Below are 20,455 nucleotides of genomic sequence, written 5' to 3' on the forward strand. Positions count from 1 at the left end.
ATGACGATGCCCTCTTCCCACGCATCCCGCGACCCCGGCTTCTGGATCGGCATCGACGCGGTGGCCTACGAGCTGCCGGGCCTGCCCGTCGATATCGAGGCCTGGGCCGCCGAGCGCGACTACCCGGCGCAGCGGGCGGCGGCGATCGCGCAGTCGGGCAGCCGCTATTTCCACATGGCGCTCGACACGAGCGAGACCGACCTCGCGATCGCCGCAGCCGGCCGCCTGCTCGACACGGCCCGCGTGCAGCCGTCCGACGTCGGCGCTATCGTGCACGTGCACACGCAGCAGTTCAGCGTGCCGCCCGCGCCGCGCAGCCTGCCGCACGAACTCGCCGCGCATTTCGGCATCGAGCCGCTGTGGCTCGGCTCCGTCGCGCAGCTGAACTGCGTGTCGGTGGCGGCCGGCATCGAGACGGTCCGCGCGCTGATGCGCCGCCATCCGCAGCTCGACGCGGCGCTCGTCGTGTCGTCCGACCGCGTGTACGGCGAGGATTACCGGATGCGGCAGATGACCGGCGTGCAGTGCGACGGCGCGGCCGCGATGCTGATCGCCCGCAACAGCACGAAAAACCGGCTCGGCGGCATCGCGATCGAGACGCATGCGAAATGGCACCGCGGCTCGGATACCGTCGCCGCGAACGAGGCCGACCTGATCATGATGGAGTGGCCGTACACGCGCAAGGCGATCGACGCGGCGGTCGCGCTCGAGCCGCACGCGCTCGATGCGTACGAACTCATGCTGCCGCACAACGCCGACCTGCCCGGCTGGAACGCGCTGTGCCGCGCGATGCGCGTGCCGGCCGAGCGGCTGTATGCGGAAAATATCTTTGCGCGCGGCCATGCGTGCTGCTCGGATTTCCCGATCAACCTGGCCGACGTCGGGCTCGACGCGGTGGCGCGCGGCAAGCGCGTACTCGGCGTGATGCAGTCGAACTGCGGCGCGTATGCGGCCGCCACGCTTCATCCGGTGGGTCGCCATGACGCCTGACCGCCCGCTTCCGCCCGCCGGCGATCACGCATGGATCGCCGACCTGCGCACGCCATGCTACGTGTACGAGCCGGAAGTCGCGATCGCGCACTATCGGTCGTTGAAGGCGCATCTCGGCACGAAGTTGATCGTGTCGCTGAAGGCGAACCCGAACCAGGACATGCTCGCGCGCTGCGCGCATGCGTACGAGGACGGCGTCGAACTCGCGAGCCGCGGTGAACTCGACGCGGTGATCGGCCGGATCAAGACCCCGCGCTACCTGAACAATCCGTCGATGGACGAGATGTTCATGCGCGCGGGGCTCGCGTCGCGCTGCCATTTCGTGCTCGACAACCCGGACGCGGTCGCGCGCTTCGTGCCGCTGGCGCGCGAAGCAGCGGCCGGCGGCAGCACGCCGGGCCCGGTGCTGCTGCGCCTGAATGCCGGTGCGCTGGCCGGCGAGCACGCGCGCGCGCTGTGGCACGACCACTTCGGGATGACGCCGAACGAAGCGCACGACGCGGTACGCACGCTCGCGGCCGCCGGCTTTCCGGTAGCCGGGCTGCACGTGTTCTCCGGCCCGCATTCGTTCATTCGCCAGGACGCGACGCAACCCGACACGCTCGCGCTGCCCGAATTGCTCGCGGCGCTCGCACGCGATCTCGCGCCGGCCAACGGCTCGCCGCTCGGCTCGCTGAGCCTCGGCGGCGGGTTTGCCGACGATCATCCAGGCGACGCCGCGTTCGCGCGCTATGCGACCGCGCTGGCGCCGCTGGTCAGAAATTTTACGCTGGCCCACGAAGCCGGCCGCGCGATCTTTGCCGACGCGGGCGTGTTCGCGACGCGCGTCGTCGCGGTCAAGACGTGGCAGGACCGCACGATTGCCGTCTGCGACGGCGGCCTGTCGCACGCGTTCCTGCTCGCGCAGACCGAATCGGTGATGCGCCGCCTGGCTGCGCCGTCGCTCGTGCGCCGCACACCCGCGCCGCCGTCGCGCGGCGTGCCGACGATCTACGCCGGCAGTACCTGCAGCCGCGCGGACGTGATCGGCCGCGACGACACCGGCGCCCCGCCGCAGGTCGGCGACATCGCCGTGTTCGCGCGCTGCGGCGCCTATCACCGCACGTACTCGATGGCGCATTTCCTGTCCCACGACGCCGCGCACGTGTACGTGCGGCCCGCCTAAAACACCCAGAGGAGCCGATCATGAACGCACTGATCAGCGTCGCCGACCTGCTCGAGCACGGCGCACAGCGCTGGCCGCGGCATCTCGCGTATGCCGACGACGGCGGCGCGATGACTTACGAACAGCTTGCGCGCGCGGTCCGGCGCGCGGCGGCCGCACTCGCGTCGCGCGGCGTGCTGCCCGGCGAGCGCGTCGCCATCTACGCGCCGAAGCGCATCGAGACCGTGGTCGCGATGCTCGCGGCCAACGCCCTCGGCGCGATCTTCGTGCCGGTCAATCCGCAGTTGAAGGAAGCGCAGATCGAACACATCGTCGCCGACAGCGGCGCGGCATTGTTCGTGACCGGCGCGCAGCGGCTCAAGCGTCTGCCGGCGCTCGCGTCGCTGGTCGGTACGCGCGTGCTGCTGATCGAGGAACTGGCCGATGCGATCGCCGCACCCGGCGACGCGCCGGCGCCGGCCATCGCCGGCCGGCCGGTCGACGACGATCCGGCCGCGCTGCTCTACACGTCCGGTTCGACCGGCAAGCCGAAAGGCGTCGTCGTGTCGCATCGCAACCTGGTCTCGGGCGCGTTCAGCGTGGCCGCGTACCAGGGGCTGGCCGACGACGATGTCGTGCTCGGCGTGCTGCCGCTCAGCTTCGATGCGGGCCTGAGCCAGCTCACGACCGCGCTGGCATCCGGCGCGTGTTATGCGCCGCTCGACTTCCTGCAGCCGGCCGAGGTGCCGCGTCATTGCGACGCGCTCGGCGTGACGTCGATCACCGGCGTGCCGCCGCTGTGGATGCAGCTCGCGTCCGCCGACTGGAGCGACACCGCGCGCACGCGGATCCGCCGCTTCGCGAACACCGGCGGCCATCTCGCGACGCCGCTGCTGCACCGTCTGCAGGCGCTGTTCACGCACGCCGCGCCGTACCTGATGTACGGGCTGACCGAAGCGTTCCGCTCGACCTACCTGGCGCCGGCCGACGCGGCGCTGCGCCCGACGTCGATCGGCAAGGCCGTGCCGAACGCGGAGATCCTCGTGCTGCGTGCGGACGGCAGCGAATGCGCGGCCGACGAGCCCGGCGAACTCGTGCATCGTGGCGCGTTCGTCACGCTCGGCTACTGGAACCGGCCCGAGCTGACCGCGCAGCGCTTTCGCGCGCTGCCGCGCCGGCACGCCGAGATCCCGCGCGGCGACGTCGCCGTGTGGTCCGGCGACATCGTGCGGCGCGATGCGGACGGCTACCTGTACTTCGTCGCGCGCGGCGACGACATGATCAAGACATCCGGTTATCGCGTGAGCCCGACCGAGATCGAGGACGTGCTGTTCGCGCTGCCGCATATCCGTGAAGCGGCGGTGTTCAGCGTCCCGCACCCGGCGCTCGGCGAAGCGATTGCCGCATGCGTCGTGTCGACGCTGGACGCCGACGCGTGCCGCGCCGACATCGCGCGCGCCTGCCGCGACGCACTGCCGACCTACATGAGCCCGCTCGTCGTCGAACCGTTGCCGGCGTTGCCGCGCAACCCCAACGGCAAGATCGACCGCCCGGCACTGAAAACCCAGTATCGCGACACGTTCGCGCGCACGAACCTCGAGGAGACCGCCGCATGACCCTGTCGACGCTCGATGAAACCTGCCTCGGCGCACGTCGCGTCGCCGCGCCCGGCACGCTCGCGCTGTCCGGCGGCGTCGTGGTGCTGCCACCCGCCGTCATGTTCAGCGCGATTCAGGCACAGGAGCGCCATCCCGGCTACCGCCACCTGCTGTTGCCGCAGGCGCGCTTTGCGCGGCCGCGTGGGATGGGTGCGCTGACGCCCGAGGAAGGCACACGTCTCGCGCCGGGCGGCCGGCCCACGCTGCGGGTCGCGCCGCCCGGGCGCAGCCTCGCCGATCTCGCCGCCGATGCGGCGCTCGACCTGCGCGACCAGCTCGGCTCCGGGCAGCTCGCCCGCACGACCCACGTGATCGTCGCGAGCTGCGCGCTCAACGAGGGCATCGGCGATTCGGTGGTCGGCCGCATGCAGTACGAACTCGGCCTGCAGCGCGTGACGCCGTTCGCGCTCGGCCAGAACGGCACGCTCGGCTGGTATTCGGCGCTGATGCTGCTCGACGGGCTGCTCGACGAAGGCGACCAGGCGCTCGTGATCCTGAGCGACAAGTGGCTCTATCCGTTCTTCCGCCAGTTCGGCGACCTGGTCGGCTACGGCGACGCAGCCGCCGCGCTGCTCGTGTCGCGCGCGGGCCCGACGCCCGAACCGGCCGTCTGGGGCGGCGTGCGGTCCGTCGCGGTCGAATACGGGCCGTCGATCGCCGATCCGTGGGCCGACGCACCGGCCGCGCTGCGCGACACGCTCGCGCCGGTCGCCGCGCGCGCGATCCGCCGCGCACTCGACGGCGCGAAGCTGCGCGCGGGCCAGATCGACTGGTGCGTGCCGCCCGGCTTCGATCCCGGCTTCGCGGCACGCGTGGCCGATGCCGCGTCGATCCCGCTCGGCGCGCGGATCCAGCACGACGGCTCGGGCCACCTGTCGTCGGCCGAATCGGCCGCCGCGCTGATCCGGCTCGCCGGTGCGCTCGACGAAGGCGAGCACCGCACGGTGCTCGTCTGGGACACGGCGCTGCATGGCGCGGCCGCCGCCGCTGTCGTCGACCTGGCCGGCGGCCTCGACGCCGCGCTCGATATCGAAGGAGACGCGTGATGAGTGCCTACAAGGTAAGCCTGCGCGAGCTGCGTTTTTTCCTGTGGGAACTGTTCGAGGCCGACCAGCGCTTTCTCGAACACGGGCCGTACAGCACGCACGATCGCGCATCGATCGACGCGCTGCTCGAACGCGCACGGGATTTCGCGCTCGACCTCGGCCGCAGCTACCAGCAGGCGGACGCCGAGGGCTGCACGCTGCTCGACGACGGCCAGGTGCGCATTCCGTCGCATTTCCATGCGCTGTGGGCGCGCTTTCGCGACGAATGGTCGAACACGCTGTTCGGCACCGCGCACGGGCTGCCGCCGATCGTCACGCAGATGATCTACGAGATGTTCATGGGCGCGAATCCGTCGTTCATGACCTACGGCGGCTTCACGCGCCCGGCGATCAAGCTGCTGCAGATGCACGGCACGCCGCATCAGAAGACGCTGATTGCACCGCTCGAGGCGTACCGCTGGGACGCGTGCTTCTGCGCGACCGAACCGCAGGCCGGCACCGATCTCACCGCGGTCGCGCTGCGTGCGACGCCGCTCGAACGCGATATCTATGCGATCGATGGCGAGAAGGTCTACATTTCGGCCGGCATGCACGAGCTGACCGAGAACACGCTGTATTTCGTGCTCGGCCGCATCGACACCGCGTCGCCGGACTCGTTCTCGCTGTCGTGCCTCGTCGTGCCGCGCTTCTGGCCGGACGAAGAAACCGGCGAACTGCAGCCGAACCATGTCGACTGCATCGGCCTGCCGCGCAAGATGGGGCTCAAGGGCTGCGCGAACACGCACCTGGTGTTCGGCTCGAACGGCACGACCAAGGGCTGGCTGCTCGGCGGCCGGCGCAACGTCGGCCTGCTGCAATTGATGCCGCTGATGAACCAGGCGCGGATGAGCACCGGGATGTTCGGTGTCGGCGTCGCGTCGAGCGCGTACCTGCATGCGGTCGACTACGCGGGCCGCCGGCTGCAGGGCCGGCCGATCGAACGCGCGTCGAACACCAGCGCCGCGCGCGTCGCGATCGTCGAGCATGCGGACGTGCAGCGCATGCTGGTCGACATGAAGAGCCGCGTCGACGGCTGCCGTGGCTTGCTCGGCAAGCTCGCGGCGACCGCGACGCGCGCAGCGATGCTCGAAGCGACGCCCGACGCCGATCCGGCCGAGATCGAGCGCCATCGCAAGCTGCAGTTGCTGCTGACGCCGATCTGCAAGGCGTTCATCTCCGACCAGGCGTGGCGGATCTGCGAAACCGCGATCCAGGTGCACGGCGGGCTCGGTTATACCGACGCGAGCCCGGTCGAGCAGAACGCGCGCGACGTGAAGATCCTGTCAATCTGGGAAGGCACGAACTACATCCAGGCGCAGGACCTCGTGCGCGACAAGCTCGGTTTCGGCCGCCATTCGCGGCTGATCCAGTATTACCGCGACGAACTCGACACCTTCCTGGCACGCCAGCATCACGCGGGCACGCACGCGGAACTGCGTCCGCTGTTCGACGCGCTGCGCGCGGGCGCCGACCGGATCGCCGCCGCGCTCGACGACATCGCCCGCGACGTGCAGGACGGCCACACGCACCGCAGCAGCCAGTTCTACACGCGTTTTCTCGAGATGTTCGGCGTCGTCACGTCGGCGTGGGTGCTGCTCGAATCGGCGACGATCGCCGCGCGCCGGCTCGACGCACCCGACACGGCCGATACGCCCGCCGAACTCGCGTTCTATCGCGGCAAGCTGAAAAGCGCGCGTTACTACTTCGCGAACGTGCTGCCCGTCGTCGACCAGCATGCGGCGGTGATCGCCACGATGGCGCATGCGGCGATCAGCGTCAGTTGCGAAGAACTCGTGCAGGCGGACTGACATGGACACGACACTCGATTCCGGCGCGGCCGCCACGACCGGCGATGCACCGCGCAACCTGCTCGGCCGCCCGGCGACCCGCCACCGCGGCACCGACATCGACGGCGCGACGCTCGAGCCCGAAGCGCTGCGCGTGCGCGATCTCGACCTGAACGCGCTGATCGGCGCGACGACGTTCGAAGGCGCGCTCGCGCACCTGTGGTTCGACGTCACGCCCGGCAGCGTTAAACACGGCGCACACGAGGCGGCGATCCGCGCCCGGCTGGCGGAATTCTCTGCTGCACTGGCACCGGGATCGGCCGCGCAGTTCGTCGCCGCGAATCTCGGCGCGGCGGGCGTCGCGCCGGTGTTCGCGGCCGCGTCCGGCCTGTTGCGCGGCTTCGACGACGTGCTGGCACGCATGCACGGCAACGCGCCGGACGACGCCGATCTCGACGCGATGCTGCTGTGCGCGGCCGCCGCACCGTTCCTGCTGCATGCGGCGATCGAGGGCCGGCCGTTCGCCGCCCTCGGCAGCGCGGGGCTCGACGCCGCCGCGACGCAAGCGCAACGCATGCTCGTGCTGACCGGCGCGACGCGCACCGATGCGTCCGCGCAAGCCGCGATGGACATGTTGCTCGTCGCATGGCACGCCGGCTTCGGCTACATCACGCCGACCGTGCTAGCGCCGCGTGTCGCGATCGGCACCGGCGTCACGCTGACGCAGGCGATCGCGGCCGGTTTCCTCGCGAGCGGACCGTCGCACGTCGGTGCCGCGCTCGAAGCGATGCACTGGCTCGGCGCGCTCGCGCTGTCGGTCCCGGGCGGCACCGGCGCACCGGCCGCCGCGCTCGACGCGGCCGGTCGCGCCGCGATCGATGCGGTGCTCGATGCGAAACGCACGCTGTACGGCTTCGGCCATCCGCTGTTCGTCGCCGACCCGCGTCCGCCGCACATGCGCCGCCTGTTCGCGGCGCAGGGCTTCGACGGCGCGTACGTGACGCTGTTCGACGCCTGTTGCGCGCAAGCCGACGCGCGTCGCGCGCTGCGGCCGAACATCGATTTCCTGACCGCCGCGACGCTGCTCGAACTCGGTGTCGCCGCGCCATCCTGGGGTGTCGGCATCGGGCTCGGCGCACGCATCGCGGCGATGGCCGCGCATGCGGTCGAGCGCCGCCGCCGCCCCGCGTTCGGTGTCAACAGCGCGACCGCGCGACGGCTGCTGGCCGCCGTGCCGGTCGGCTGGCTGTGATCCTCTCACCCATTCGTAAAAGGAACGTCATGCTGCTCAAGAACCTGCGCCCGGCGAACGACTACGATCGTTTCGCCACCGAAACGCTCGAACCGTGGGACCTGCTGTTCATCAGCCGCATCCGCCAGTTGGCGCGCGGGATGACGCCCGGCGTGATCGCCGACATCGGCACGGCCACCGGCGTCGTGCCGGTGCGGCTCGCGACCGATCCGGCCATGCGCGGCTGGCGCTACGTCGGTATCGACCTCGATCCGGCGATGCTCGACGAAGGCCGGCCGCGCATCCACGAGCTGGGCCTCGACGACACGGTCGAGATGCGTGTCGGCGACGCGCTCGCACTGCCGTTCGACGACGGCACGCTGACGATGGCGGTCGGCCGCGCGACGCTGCACCACCTGCCCGACAAGGCGCTCAGCCTGACCGAGATGTATCGCGTGCTGGAACCGGGTGGCATCGCGCTCGTGCACGACATGCGCCGCGACGCGCCGCAGCACCTGCTCGACCGCTTCACCGAAATGCGCGCGGCCGCCGACTATCCGCCGACCCACGTCGAGGAAAAGATCACGCTCGACGAAGCGCATGCGCTCGTCGCCGAAGCCGGCCTCGCGGACGTCGCGTCGATCTACAGCCCGAGCGCCGGGCTCGGCGCGCTCGGCTTCGAAATCCTGCTGAAGAAACCGGCGCTGGCCTGAGCGATGACCGATCTCGCCTTCCTCGCCGCGCACGCCGCCGTGCGGCTCGGCGCCGACGATGTCCACTGCTCGGCGGTCGCGCCCGGCGCAACGCTGCCGCTGTGCGTGACGCCGCGCAGCGCCGAACTCGCGACCTCGCCGGACATGTTCGTCGCGTGGTACCGCTCGCGGCTCGACACGATCGACACGCTGCTCGATGCGTGCGGCGCGCTGCTGTGGCGCGGCTTCGCGGTGCCCGACACCGCCGCGTTCGGCCGCCTCGGCGCGCTGTATCCGGCGCACGCGAACGGCTACACGGCGGGCGCCGCGCCGCGCCGGCAGATCGACGGCCAGGTCTACGAGTCGACCCGCATGCCGCCGCCGTTCAAGATCGGGCTGCACCAGGAGATGGCCTACATGCCCGCGTTCCCGCGCCTCGTCGCGTTCTATTGCCGGCAGCCGGCCGACGCGGGCGGCGAAACGCCGATCTGCGACATGCGCCGCGTGACGGCGCGCGTGCCGGCCGCGCTGCGCGAGCGGTTCGCCGAACGCGGCGTGATGTACCTGCGCAATTTCGCGGCGCCCGGCGATCGCGCGGACGGGCTCGCCGCCAACCCGAACCTGCCGTTCGCCGCGTACCACCGGCCGTGGGACGACGCGTTCGGCACCGCCGAGCGCGACGAGGTCGAGCGGCTGTGCGCGGAGCGCGGCGTCGGCTGCCGCTGGCTCGACGACGGCAGCGTGACCGTGTCGCACGTCGGCAGCGCGCTGCGCGCGCATCCGCGCACCGGCGAAACCGTCTGGTTCAACCAGGCGAGCGCGCAGCACCCGAACCCGCGTTCGATGGGCGAGCTCAGCTACCGCTACCTGCAGCGCATGTACGGCGAGCGCGCCGCGTTCCCGTACGAGATCCGCTACGGCGACGGTTCGCCGATGCCGTACGACGATCTCGCCGCGATCTACGACGCGCTCGACGACGAGGAACTGTCGTTCCCGTGGCAGGCCGGCGACGTGCTCGTGGTCGACAACATGCTGGTCGCGCACGGCCGCAACCCGTACCGGGGCGCGCGCGATACGCAGGTCATGCTGTTCGACTGACAGGATCCCGACCATGAGCGTCTCGTTTCTCGCTTCCGTGCGCGCGATGTTCGGCCCGCACACCGCATTCGACCGGCCGCAGCGCACGGGCACGCAGCCGCTGCCCGATGCGCATGCGCCGGGCGCGGCGCTCGGCGCGCGCGCGATCGACGTCGCGGCCGGCGATTTCCGCTTCTCCGCGCGGCATGTCCGGTTCCGGCTCGGCGCGATCACCGCGATCGTCGGGCCGAACGGCTCCGGCAAGACCACGTTGCTCGAAACGCTGCTCGGCTTCCGGCGCGGCGGCAGCGACGTGCGCGTGCTCGACGTGCCGGCCGAGCGCTTCATGCGCGATACGCCATCGCTGCGGCGGCTCGGCGCGCAATTGCAGAAGGTCGAGTACCCCGACCATCTGCGCATCTCGGAGATCGTCGCGCTGCACCGCGCGATGTACGTGCATGCGGATGCCGCGATCACCGACGCACTCGGCATCGCCGAACTGCTCGACAAGCCGTGCCGTGCGCTGTCGAAAGGGCAGCGCCAGCGCGTGGACCTCTACGTCGCGCTCGCGCACCGGCCCGAACTGGCCGTGCTCGACGAACCGTTCACCGGCCTCGACCGCCGTTATGCCGGTGTCGTGATCGACCTGCTGCGCGACCGCGCGCGCGGAACGAGCGTCGCGATGATCTGCCACGCCGAAGAAGAACTGGCCGTCGTCGACGATCTCGTATGGGTGCGCGACGGCGGCGTGCGCTACCAGGGCGACAAGGCGACGCTGCAGGCGGAACTCGTCGGCGCAGCGCGTGCGGTCCTGCATTGCCGCGACGAAGCCGACGCGCGTGCGCTGCGCAAGCGGCTCGCGGCGCTGCCCGGCGTGACCGGCGTGCGCGTGTCGGCGGCGCACGTCGTCGAAGTGTTCGGCGATGCGACGCTGCATCCGAACGTGCACCGGATCGTCGGCGAACGGGGCATCCAGCATCTCGCGCTCGCGCCCAGCACCCCGGGCGACCTGCTGCGTCTCTGCACCGAGGGCCCTGCCCATGACTAAGGTCTTCCTGATCCTCGTTCGCAACGAGCTGCTCGGTTATCTGCGCAGCCGCTCGTCGCTGTTCTGGACGCTCGTGTTCCCGTTGTTCCTGCTGAGCGTGATGCTGTTCGCGTTCGGCGGGTCCGGCTCGCTCGGCACGGCCAACATCGCGTTCGACGTGCCCGGCGGCCCGACCGCTTACAGCCGCGCATGCGAAGCGCAGATCGTCGCAAGCCTGTCGCACAGCGACACGGTCAAGGCGACCTTCGGCGGCAGCGGCGCGGCGGCCGATCGCGTCACCGTCGTGCTGGGCGCGGACGAACGCACGCCGGCGACGATCCGCTACGACTTCAACGGCTCGCTCGCGGTCAAGGCCGCATCGCGGGTCGTCGAGATCGCACTCGCGCGCTGCGACGCGCAGCGGCTCGGGCTGCCCGCCGCGCAGGCGCGCTTCGAGAACGCGGCACCGGCGCGCCGCCCGTTCGACTATGGCGCGTTCTTCGCGACCGGCATTCTCGTGATGGCGTTCATGGCGATCGGCCTCAATTCGACGACGACCGCGATCGCCGCGCTGCGCGAACGCAATACGTTCAAGCTGTACGTGTGCTTCCCGGTCTCGCGCGGTGTGTTCCTGGCCGCACTGATCGTCGCGCGGATGGTGATGATGGCGTTGTCGGCGCTCGTGCTGCTGACGGTCGCGCGCGTCGCGTTCGGCATCGCGCTGCCGATCGCGTCGCCGGACGGGCTGCGCGCGCTGCCGATCGTGCTGCTCGGCGCGGCGATGGTGCTGAGCATCGGCGTGCTGCTCGCGAGCCGGACCCGCTCGCTGGCGGCCGCCGAACTCGCGTGCAACGTCACCTACTACCCGCTGCTGTTCTTCAGCGACCTGACGATTCCGATGCACGACGCACCGGCATGGCTCAAGGCCGTGCTCGCGTTCCTGCCGACCAACCAGTTCGCCGTTGCGCTGCGCGGCGCGCTGGTCGACGGCGCGTCGTATGCACAGCTCGCGCCGCAACTGCTCGGCATGACCGCGAGCACGGCGCTGTTCCTGTTTGCCGCCGCGCGGCTGTTCCGCTGGCATGACGCATGACGCGTCGCCCGCTGTTTCGACGATGGAGAAAATCCCGATGAAATCGACCAATCCCATAACCGACTACCTTCTGCACGCCAGCAACTTCCTGCCCGCGATCGTGTTCCTGTTCTACGGCCGGCTGGGGCCCGAGCAGCCGGACGTACGCTGGACGCATGCGTTCCTGATCGGCGGCGTGCTCGCGCTCGTGCACGGCGCCTGGCTGATCCGCCGCGCGGACCGCAACAGCATCGCGCTCGGTGTCGACCTGTTTCTCGTGATCGGCGCCGTGCTCGCGATCGTGTCGCCGACGGGTAGCCGCCTGTGGGGCGAGGAACTCGGGCCGGCCGCGATGCTCGTCTGCGTGCTGGTCGTCGGTATCGTGCATACCGCGTGGTCGGACGGCGGTTTCGTCGACGGCGCGTTCGTCGACCACGCGCGCGCGCGTTCGCTGTCGCTCGTATTGCTCGCCGTCACCGCCGTCGCGCTCGCGGTGTCGATCACGATGCGGCACAGCCCGCTGTGGGGCGGCGTCGTGCCGCTGCTCGCGCTGGTCGTCGTGCGCGGCCGGCTGCGCAAGCAACTGGTGCGGGCGAACTGACGATGAACTCGCTGCCCGAACGCACCGCGCAACAACTCGCGCTCGCCGCGACGCTCGGCGACGGCTGGCTCGAAGGCCCATCGTGCGAGCCGTACGCGACCGACGCGGCGCTGATCGGCGGCGTGGCGTTGGGCGTCGCGCGACCGGCGTCGACCGCCGACACGAGCGCACTCGCACGCATCGCCGTCGCGCACCGGGTTGCACTCGTCGCGCAGGGCGCGCGCACCGGGCTCGTCGGCGCCGCCGTGCCCGATCGCAGCGGCTCGCAGTGCGTGGTGTCGTTCGACCGGATGCGTGCCATTCGCGCGTTCGATCCGGCGAATCGCAGCATCACGGTCGAGGCCGGCGTGCGCCTGTCCGACCTCAATCGCGTGGCGGCCGAAGCCGGCCTGTGCCTGCCGATCGATCTCGGCAGCGATCCGGCGGCCGGCGGCCTCGTCGGCGCCAACGCGGGCGGCAGCCGTCTCATCAAGTACGGCGACGTGCGCCGCAATGTGCTCGGCGTCGAAGCCGTGCTCGCCGACGCGGCGGGCACCGTGATCGACGCGCTCGCGCCGCTGCGCAAGCGCAACGCGGGCTTCGATGTCACGCAGTGCTTCATCGGTGCAAACGGCGCCAACGGGCTCGTGACGGCCGTATCGTTCGCGCTCGCGCCGCTGGAGCGCTCGTCCGTTGCGGCGTTCGTCGCGTTCGCGTCGTACGATGCGGCGCTCGCCGGCCTGCTCGCGTTCGAGCGTGCGTTCGGCGAGATGCTGTCGGCGTTCGAATTCATGTCGGCTGCCGCGGTCGGCTGTGTCGCCGCCGCGTTTCCGGCGTTGCGCGTCCCGTTCGCGGCCGGCGATGCCGCGTGCTACGCGCTCGTCGAGATCGCGACCGGCATGCCGGGGCTCGATGCGCTGCTCGAGGAGCGCGCCCTTGCCACGCTCGACGCGCTCGCGAACGAACGCGTGGTGCTCGACGCGGCCTGCGCGCCGGCCGAACGGTTCTGGCGGATCCGCGACGCGCTGCCGGCCGCGGTCGCGCAAGGCGGCATCCCGTTGTCGTTCGACGTGTCGTTTCCGCGCGGTGCGCTTGCCGCGTTCATCACCGACGCCGAGCAGTGGATCGCGGCCGCGCATCCGTCGCTGCGTTGTCATGCGTTCGGCCATTTCGGTGACGGCGGCTGCCATCTCGTCGTGTCGATCCCGCACGCGAGTGCGCAACGGTACGGACCGCTGCAACAGGTCGCGCTGCGCGGCGCGCTGTATGACCGCGTCGTGCGCGCGGGCGGATGCTTCAGCGCGGAACATGGCGTCGGCCCGGTCAATGTCGCGTACTACCGGAAGCTTGTCCCGGCCGAACCGCGGCAGCTCGCCGCTGCCGTCCAGCACGCGATCGACCCGCTGGGTTTGATCGGGCGTGTCCGATACTGACGCGCCGTCAAGGCGCCACGGAGAATTCGCATGATGTTTCAACGCCCGTCCAGCGCAGGCATGCCCGCCGAACCGGATGCGGATCAACCGCTTTCCGGCATTCCGACGACCCTGCCCGACTCCGGCGTGGTGGTCAACGTGGATGGCGTCGCGTACCTGATCAATCTGCCGCGACGCGACCATGCACGCCCGGCGCTGTGGCGCGACCTCGAGCAATGGCGGGACGGCAATTCAAACAACCTCGCGCCCTATCGGGTTCGGAAGCCGGACACGCGGAAAGACTGATTGTTCGTACGCAGGTGCGAGATGAATCGGCGAGGGCTCGGTGTCATCGTGTCCGGGCTTACCGAAGGGCCAGCGTATCCGTCTCGCGCGGTCCGGGACACGATCCCGACGTCGTCGAATTCGATCGGGCCGCGCGCGGCCCATCGACGTAATCGCGTGGCGTGCGCCCAAGCACCCGACGGAAATGGCGGCACAAATGGCTCTGGTCGAAAAAACCGACCTCGGTCGCGACGACCGACGGCGGCAGCCCCGCGCGCAGCAGATCCTGCGCGCGCCGGACCCGCACGAGGCACAGATAACGATGCGGCGACACGCCCAGCTCGCTGCGAAAACGTGCGGCAAACCGCGACACGCTCAGCCCGGCGACCGTCGCGAGCGCCTCGATGCTCAACGGCTGCGCGTACGACGTCTCGATGATGCGCAGCGCGCCGCCGACGGCATGCGATACGGACTGCGCGACACCGAACGAGCGGATCGACGCGGGCTCACCGGCAGAATGAAAAACGTCGGCCATGCGAGGCTCCATCAGGTCGTCGCGTGCGTCGCGTCGGCCGGCGCCGCGAAGCGCGCGATCGCGAACGGATCGATCGGCGTGCTCGTCGCTCCCGTGTCGATCAGCTCCGCCATCGTGTCGCCGACGCCCGGCCCGAGCTGGAAACCGTGCCCGCAGAAGCCGAACGCGTAATACAGCCCGTCGACCTTCGCGCTGCGCCCCATGATCGGCCGATCGTCCGGCATGTAGCCCTCGACGCCGCTCCATACGCGAATGATGTTCAGCCGCGTCAGCGCCGGTGCGACGCGCGCGAGCTGCGTGAACTGCAGCAGCGTGCTCTCGGGCAGCACCTTCGCGCGCCGTTCGTCGAGATAGGCCGGCGCACGCGCGCAGCCGCCGATGACGATGTTGCCGCGCTCGACCTGCCGGAAGTACACGACTTCCTCGATATGCGGCGACGAGACGCCGACGGACGGCAGGATCGAATACGGCACGGGCTCGGTCACGCACATCTGCGGCCCGTTGACCGCGATCGGCACCGGTTCGCCGAACTGCGTGCTGAGCTGGTTGCCCCACGCGCCGGCCGTCACGAGCAAGTTCGGCGCGCAGAACACGCGCCCGTCGTCGCTCGTCGCGCGAAACGTGTCGCCGTCCTTCTCGACGGTCGCGATCGCGGTGTTCTCCTCGATCCGCACCCCCGCGCACACCGCCGCCCGGCCGAACGCCGGCGCGGCAAGCCGCGGGTTCGCATGGCCGTCCAGCGCCGAATGGGACGCGCTCAGCACCTCCGGGCCGAGAAACGGAAACTTCGCGCGCATCGACGCGCCGCGATACAGGTCGAGCTTCAGCCCGTAATGCGCGGCCTCGCGCGCATAGATGTCGAACGCGTCGTCCTGCTCCTGTCGATAACACACGCGAACGTGCCCGGTCTGCAGGAATTCGGCGCTGTGCCCGATCAGTTCGGGCATTCGGCCCCAGATCTCGCGCGAGCGGTTCGCCAGCGGCAATTGCGGCAGGAACCGGCCCTGGCGTCGCACATTGCCGAAGTTGGTACCGCTCGCCTGCTGCCCGATCAGCCCGCGTTCGAGCAGAATCACCGAGCGGCCGCGCCGGCGCAGGAAAAACGCCGCCGCGGCCCCCATGAAGCCGCCGCCCACGATCACGACATCCGCATCGGCCCGCATCATTCGTCCCCCGTCATCGTCGCGGCTTCGGCCCGCGGCGCGGGCGGCGCGCCCGCCGCGCGCAGCGCGACCGGCAGCGGCTTCACGGGCGCCTGCCCGCGCAGGCGGCCGACCGCTTCGAGCGGCACGCCAGCCGCGGCGGCGATCACCTCGGCGCCCGCGTGGCCGCAGTAGCGGCCCTGGCAGCGCCCCATTCCGACGCGGCTAAACGCCTTCGCGCGATTCGCTTCGCACGCGCCCTCGTCGCGGATCACGCGGCGCAGCTCGCCGACGCTCACGCCCTCGCAGCGGCACAGGATCGTGTCGTCGGACAGCGTCGCGGCCTGTTGCGCGGGCCACGGAAACGCCTGCGCGAGCCCCGCGCTGAAACGGCCCATCTTCGCGCGTTCGCGCTGCAGCGCGGCGACCGCGCGCGCGTCGACCGGCCGCCCGAGATCCGTCAGCACCGCGAGCGCCGCGAGGCGGCCCGCCGCTTCCGCGCCGTCCGCGCCGAGCACGCGCGCGCCGTCGCCGGCCAGATAAACGCCCGCGACCGAGCTGCGCCCCATGTCGTCGAGCTGCGGCAGCCATTGCCGCGTGTCGCCGTCGAAGCGGAACGCGCAGCCGGCCAGGTCCGCGAGCTGCGTCTCCGCGCGCAGGTGGTAGCCCAGTGCGAGCGCGTCGCAATCGATGACCGCGGCGGTGCCGTCGGCCGTGCGAAAACTGACGCCCGACACGCCCTGCGCGGGATCGCCGTGAATCTCGAGCGGCTCGATCCCGTGCTCGATACGCACGCCGGCGCGCTTCAGCGCACGGGTGAGCGCGATGCCCTTCACGAGCACGTCGGGCCGCGCGAGCAGTTTCGGCAGCGCGCGCAGCCGGTTCGCGGCGGGCGACGTGTCGAGCACGGCCGCGACGTTCGCGCCGGCCTGCACGTACTGGTTCGCGACGAGATACAGCAGCGGGCCCGAGCCCATGAACACGACGTTCGCGCCGATCGCGCAGGCCTGCGCCTTCAGCGCGATCTGCGACGCACCCAGGCTGTACGTGCCCGCGTACTGCCAGCCCTTGACGGGCATCAGCCGGTCGGTCGCGCCCGGGCACAGCACCAGCGCGTCGTACGGGCGACGCTCGGACGCGCCGTCGTGCGCGGTGTAGAGCGCGCCGCCGGACACGTTCCACGCGAGCGTATCGGGCGCGTAGTCGAGCGACGCGCGCAGGCGCTCGAACGTGTCGTGCAGGTCTTGCGCGCGTACGGCCTCGGTGCCGTACAGCTTGTCGTACGGGCGCGAGAACGTGTCGGGCTGGCGCCGGTAGATCTGGCCGCCGTCGCGCCGCCCTTCGTCGATCACGAGCGGCCGCACGCCGGCTTCCACCAGCGTCTGCGCGCAGCGCACGCCGGCCGGCCCGGCGCCGACGACGATTACGCGAGGCTCGACCATTGCGCCTCCGGTTGGCGGGTGACGATATCGAGGCCCGGCTGCACGACGGTCGTGCACGCGCGCAGGCGCTCGCCGTCGGCGGTCCAGACCCAGCAGTCCTGGCACGCGCCCATCAGGCAGAAACCGGCCCGCGCCTCGGGGCCGAACTCGGACTGCCGCACGTGGCCGGTCTGCGTCAGCATCGCGACGAGCAGCGTATCGCCCTCGAGCCCGGTCACCGTGCGGCCGTCGACGCTGAATGCAACCGGACGGCGCCCGGTTTCGGCGAGACGAACGAATCGCCCTGTCATCTGCAACCCTCCTGTCGCGCGAGCGGCCCGCACACCGGGCGGCCCGCCGCGTCGCTGTTCATCATTCAGTGCAGGATGTCCTGCAGCCGGTAGTACGCGCCGACGAACGGCAGGAACCACGCGTGTCCGAAATGGCCTGGTATCGCCGGCCAGTCGAGCTCGCGCCACGGATTCGATGCGGCCGCGCCGTACAGCACGTCCGCCATCACGCGGCCCATGTGCACCGACATCTGCACGCCATGGCCGCTGTATCCCATCGAGTAATACACGCCCTCGTGCTGGCCCGCGCGCGGCAGGCGGTCGGCCGTGATGTCGACGAGACCGCCCCAGCAATAGTCGAGCCGCACGTTCGCGAGCGCCGGGAAATAACCGGCCATCCCGGCGCGCAGGATATCGCCGCTTTTCGCATCCGAGCGCGGGCTCGACATCGCGAAGCGCGCGCGGCCGCCGAACAGCAGCCGGTTGTCGGGCGTCACGCGGAAGTAGTTGCCGATCTGGCGCGACGTCACGTACGCGCGGCGGTGCGGCAGCAGCCGGTTCAGCTGCGCGTCGGGCAGCGGCTCGGTCACCACGATGAAACTGCCGACCGGCGCGATGCGCCGCCGGAACCACGCGAACGGCCCGTGCTGCGATGCGCCGGTCGCGACCAGCACGCGATCGGCCACGATCGTGCCGCGCGCGCAGGTAATCGCGTGGCGCTCGCCGTCGAGCCGCTCGAGCTGCGTGACGGCCGCCTGCTCGTAGATGCGTGCGCCGGCCCGCGCGGCGGCCTGCGCGAGTCCGACGCCGAACTTGCCCATATGCATCTGCGCGCCGTTGCGCTGCAACAGGCCGCCGTAGAATCCGTCGGAGCCGACCTCGTCGCGGATCCGCGACGGTTCGATCAGTTCGATGTCCGGATCGACGTCGCGCCGCAATGCATCGAAGGTCTTCGCGAGCCCCGCGAAATGCTGCGGCTTCGCTGCAAGCTTCAGCTTGCCGGCGCGCCGGAAATCGCAGTCGATCGCGTGGTCGGCAACGATCGTCTCGACACTCTTCACCGCGCTTTCGTACGCGCGGTAGAACTGCTTCGCCTGCTCCGCGCCGATTCGTCCGGCAAGCGATGCGTAGTCCTGCGCGACGCCGGTATTGCATTGACCGCCATTGCGGCCGGACGCCTCCGCCGCGACCTGCGCGGCTTCGAGCACCACGACCGACACGCCGCGCTGCGCGAGCGCCAGCGCCGCCGACAATCCGGTAAAGCCGCCGCCGATCACGACCACGTCGGCACGCCCTTCGACGCGCCCTTCGCTACCGGCGCCAAAGGCGGGTCGGGTATCCAGCCAGTACGATTCGAATTTCATCGGATCCTTCGTGAGCATTCCGCGCTCGGACGATCGCCGCCCGGTGAAAACCATTTAATCATCGCCAAAAAGCGCAGTTGCCGCGTATTGGCGCGCGGCGCGCGCATCAAGCGCTGTTTTGCACGGCTGCGGCAGCACACCCTGCTCGGCATGCGCCGGTGCCATCCGTCACGCCTCCACCGACATGTCGATCAATACGCTCTTGAAACGCAGGTTCGCCTCGTACGCGTAACGACCGAGATCCTTGCCGATACCCGACTGCTTGTAGCCGCCGGTCGGGATCACGAAATCCGACGTGCGCCCGTAACGGTTGATCCACACGGTGCCGGCCTCGAGGCCGCGCATCATCCGCAGCGCGCGCCCGAGATCGGCCGTATGCACGCCGGCCGCGAGCCCGTACTTGTCGTGCGCGGCGAGCGCAAGCGCCTCGTCCTCGTCGTCGAACGTCTGCACGGTCAACACCGGCCCGAAGATCTCGTCGCGCACGGCCGGCGATTGCGTCGTCACGCCGGTCAGGATCGTCGGTGCGTAAAACGCCCCGTCGCCGGCGAGCGCGATGCGCGCGCCACCCGCGACCGCCTGCGCGCCGCCTTCGAGCGTGCGCTGCACGATCGCGTCGATCCGCTGCAGCTGCGGCTGCGACACGATCGGCGCGAGCGTCGTGCCGGCCGCCCAGGTCATGCCCGGCTTCAACTCGGCGAACGCGGCCGCGACCCGGTCGACGAAGCGCGCTTCGATACCGCGCTGCACGAGCAGCCGCGAACCGGCGACGCACACCTGCCCCGCGTTGCCGGCGATCGCGGCGGCGACGCGGCGCGCGACCGTATCGAGGTTCGGCGCATCGGCGAACACGAGCTGCGGGCTCTTGCCGCCGAGCTCGAGCGTGACGGGTTTCGTGCCCGACTGCGCGCACGCCGCCATGATCGCCGCGCCGGTCTGCGTCGAGCCGGTGAACGTCACCTTCCCGATTCTCGGATGCCGGCACAGTGCGTCGCCGGTCGTCCGGCCGTCGCCTTGCACGACGTTGAAGATGCCGGGCGGAATCCCCGCCTCGATCGCGAGCTCGGCCAGCCGCAGCGCCGAGAACGGCGTCATCTCGGACGGCTTCAGCACGACCGCGTTGCCGGCCGCGATCGCCGGCGCGATCTTCCACGACGCCATCACCAGCGGGAAATTCCACGGCGCGATCGCCGCGATCACGCCGTACGGTTCCGCGATCGTCATCCCGAGATGATCGCTGCGCGTGGCGGCGACTTCACCGCCGATCCGGTCCGCCCACTCGCCGTAGAAGCGAATGCCTTCGGCGGTGAACGGCACGTCCCAGCGCGCCGCGTCGGCGATCGGCCGGGTCGAGCCGACCGCTTCCAGCGGCGCGAGCGTCGCGACATCCGCCTCGATCAGGTCGGCCCAGCGCCGCATCGCGCGTGCGCGCTCGCGCGGCGCGCGGCGTGCCCAGTCGCTGGTCCTGAACGCATGCCATGCGTTCTCGACCGCGTGGTCGACGAGCGTCGCGTCGGCAATCGGCAGCGTCGCGTAGACGTGGCCGTCGGACGGCCTGCGCACGTCGAGCGCCGCCGCGCCGTCGATGAATGCGCCGCCGATGAAGTGCGCGCTGCGCACCGCGACGACGGCCGGATCGAAACTGTTCATCAGGATGACTCCG

Annotated in this window: 19 protein-coding genes; 13 read left to right on the top strand and 6 right to left on the bottom strand. The window is 70.7% G+C overall.

The window, feature by feature from the left end; genetic code table 11:
- Genes VL15_RS23770 through VL15_RS23830 form a run of 13 tightly spaced genes read left to right on the top strand, consistent with a single transcriptional unit; the run spans position 1 to position 14,061 of the window.
- Entirely contained in the window at positions 1-990 is a 990-nt protein-coding gene (locus VL15_RS23770) for a 3-oxoacyl-ACP synthase (protein ID WP_048248941.1), read from the top strand.
- Positions 980-2,155, top strand: coding sequence for a PLP-dependent decarboxylase (locus VL15_RS23775; RefSeq protein ID WP_048248942.1), 1,176 nt, complete (start codon positions 980-982; stop codon positions 2,153-2,155). The genes VL15_RS23770 and VL15_RS23775 overlap by 11 nt, the downstream gene beginning before the upstream one ends.
- Positions 2,156-2,175: 20 nt before the next feature.
- On the top strand, positions 2,176-3,750 hold the full coding sequence (locus tag VL15_RS23780; protein ID WP_048248943.1) for an acyl-CoA ligase (AMP-forming), exosortase A system-associated: 1,575 nt from the start codon (positions 2,176-2,178) through the stop codon (positions 3,748-3,750).
- Positions 3,747-4,838, top strand: a complete 1,092-nt coding sequence (locus VL15_RS23785) for a hypothetical protein (protein WP_048248944.1) — start codon at positions 3,747-3,749, stop codon at positions 4,836-4,838. The genes VL15_RS23780 and VL15_RS23785 overlap by 4 nt, the downstream gene beginning before the upstream one ends.
- The gene (locus VL15_RS23790; RefSeq protein WP_048248945.1) at positions 4,838-6,685 is read left to right on the top strand and encodes an acyl-CoA dehydrogenase; all 1,848 of its coding nucleotides are present in this window, start codon (positions 4,838-4,840) and stop codon (positions 6,683-6,685) included. The genes VL15_RS23785 and VL15_RS23790 overlap by 1 nt, the downstream gene beginning before the upstream one ends.
- Position 6,686: 1 nt before the next feature.
- Positions 6,687-7,916 carry a citrate/2-methylcitrate synthase gene (locus VL15_RS23795; RefSeq protein WP_048248946.1) on the top strand — a complete coding sequence of 410 codons (1,230 nt, stop codon included), beginning with the start codon at positions 6,687-6,689 and terminating at the stop codon, positions 7,914-7,916.
- A gap of 29 nt (positions 7,917-7,945) precedes the next feature.
- Positions 7,946-8,608 (top strand): class I SAM-dependent methyltransferase, encoded by a 663-nt coding sequence (locus VL15_RS23800; RefSeq protein WP_048248947.1) that lies wholly within the window; start codon positions 7,946-7,948, stop codon positions 8,606-8,608.
- A gap of 3 nt (positions 8,609-8,611) precedes the next feature.
- Complete coding sequence (locus tag VL15_RS23805) at positions 8,612-9,685, top strand: TauD/TfdA family dioxygenase (RefSeq protein ID WP_048248948.1); 1,074 nt, start codon at positions 8,612-8,614, stop codon at positions 9,683-9,685.
- 13 nt (positions 9,686-9,698) lie between these two features.
- Entirely contained in the window at positions 9,699-10,712 is a 1,014-nt protein-coding gene (locus VL15_RS23810; RefSeq protein ID WP_048248949.1) for an ATP-binding cassette domain-containing protein, read from the top strand.
- Entirely contained in the window at positions 10,705-11,784 is a 1,080-nt protein-coding gene (locus VL15_RS23815) for an ABC transporter permease (RefSeq protein ID WP_048248950.1), read from the top strand. Before VL15_RS23810 ends, VL15_RS23815 begins: the two co-directional genes overlap by 8 nt.
- A 37-nt stretch (positions 11,785-11,821) precedes the next feature.
- Positions 11,822-12,364: a hypothetical protein gene (locus VL15_RS23820; protein WP_048248951.1), complete on the top strand. Its 543-nt coding sequence runs from the start codon at positions 11,822-11,824 to the stop codon at positions 12,362-12,364.
- A gap of 2 nt (positions 12,365-12,366) precedes the next feature.
- Complete coding sequence (locus VL15_RS23825) at positions 12,367-13,776, top strand: FAD-binding oxidoreductase (RefSeq protein WP_048248952.1); 1,410 nt, start codon at positions 12,367-12,369, stop codon at positions 13,774-13,776.
- A 30-nt stretch (positions 13,777-13,806) separates the two neighbouring features.
- Positions 13,807-14,061, top strand: a complete 255-nt coding sequence (locus tag VL15_RS23830) for a hypothetical protein (protein WP_048248953.1) — start codon at positions 13,807-13,809, stop codon at positions 14,059-14,061.
- A gap of 58 nt (positions 14,062-14,119) precedes the next feature.
- Here VL15_RS23830 and VL15_RS23835 read toward each other — a convergent pair whose 3' ends face one another.
- The 6 genes from VL15_RS23835 to VL15_RS23860 form a co-directional block, all read right to left on the bottom strand.
- Positions 14,120-14,575, bottom strand: coding sequence for a helix-turn-helix domain-containing protein (locus VL15_RS23835; RefSeq protein ID WP_048248954.1), 456 nt, complete (start codon positions 14,573-14,575; stop codon positions 14,120-14,122).
- Between the two features lie 11 nt (positions 14,576-14,586).
- Complete coding sequence (locus VL15_RS23840; protein ID WP_048248955.1) at positions 14,587-15,741, bottom strand: NAD(P)/FAD-dependent oxidoreductase; 1,155 nt, start codon at positions 15,739-15,741, stop codon at positions 14,587-14,589.
- The gene (locus VL15_RS23845) at positions 15,738-17,159 is read right to left on the bottom strand and encodes an NAD(P)/FAD-dependent oxidoreductase (RefSeq protein ID WP_048248956.1); all 1,422 of its coding nucleotides are present in this window, start codon (positions 17,157-17,159) and stop codon (positions 15,738-15,740) included. Before VL15_RS23845 ends, VL15_RS23840 begins: the two co-directional genes overlap by 4 nt.
- Positions 17,141-17,449 (bottom strand): (2Fe-2S)-binding protein, encoded by a 309-nt coding sequence (locus VL15_RS23850; protein WP_048248957.1) that lies wholly within the window; start codon positions 17,447-17,449, stop codon positions 17,141-17,143. The genes VL15_RS23845 and VL15_RS23850 overlap by 19 nt, the downstream gene beginning before the upstream one ends.
- Positions 17,450-17,514: 65 nt before the next feature.
- On the bottom strand, positions 17,515-18,792 hold the full coding sequence (locus tag VL15_RS23855; protein WP_048249068.1) for an NAD(P)/FAD-dependent oxidoreductase: 1,278 nt from the start codon (positions 18,790-18,792) through the stop codon (positions 17,515-17,517).
- Positions 18,793-18,960: 168 nt separating this feature from the next.
- Positions 18,961-20,442, bottom strand: coding sequence for an aldehyde dehydrogenase family protein (locus VL15_RS23860; protein WP_048248958.1), 1,482 nt, complete (start codon positions 20,440-20,442; stop codon positions 18,961-18,963).
- Between the last annotated feature and the right edge of the window lie 13 nt (positions 20,443-20,455).

Origin of the sequence: Burkholderia cepacia, assembly GCF_001039005.1 — a bacterium.
GTDB lineage: Bacteria > Pseudomonadota > Gammaproteobacteria > Burkholderiales > Burkholderiaceae > Burkholderia > Burkholderia theae.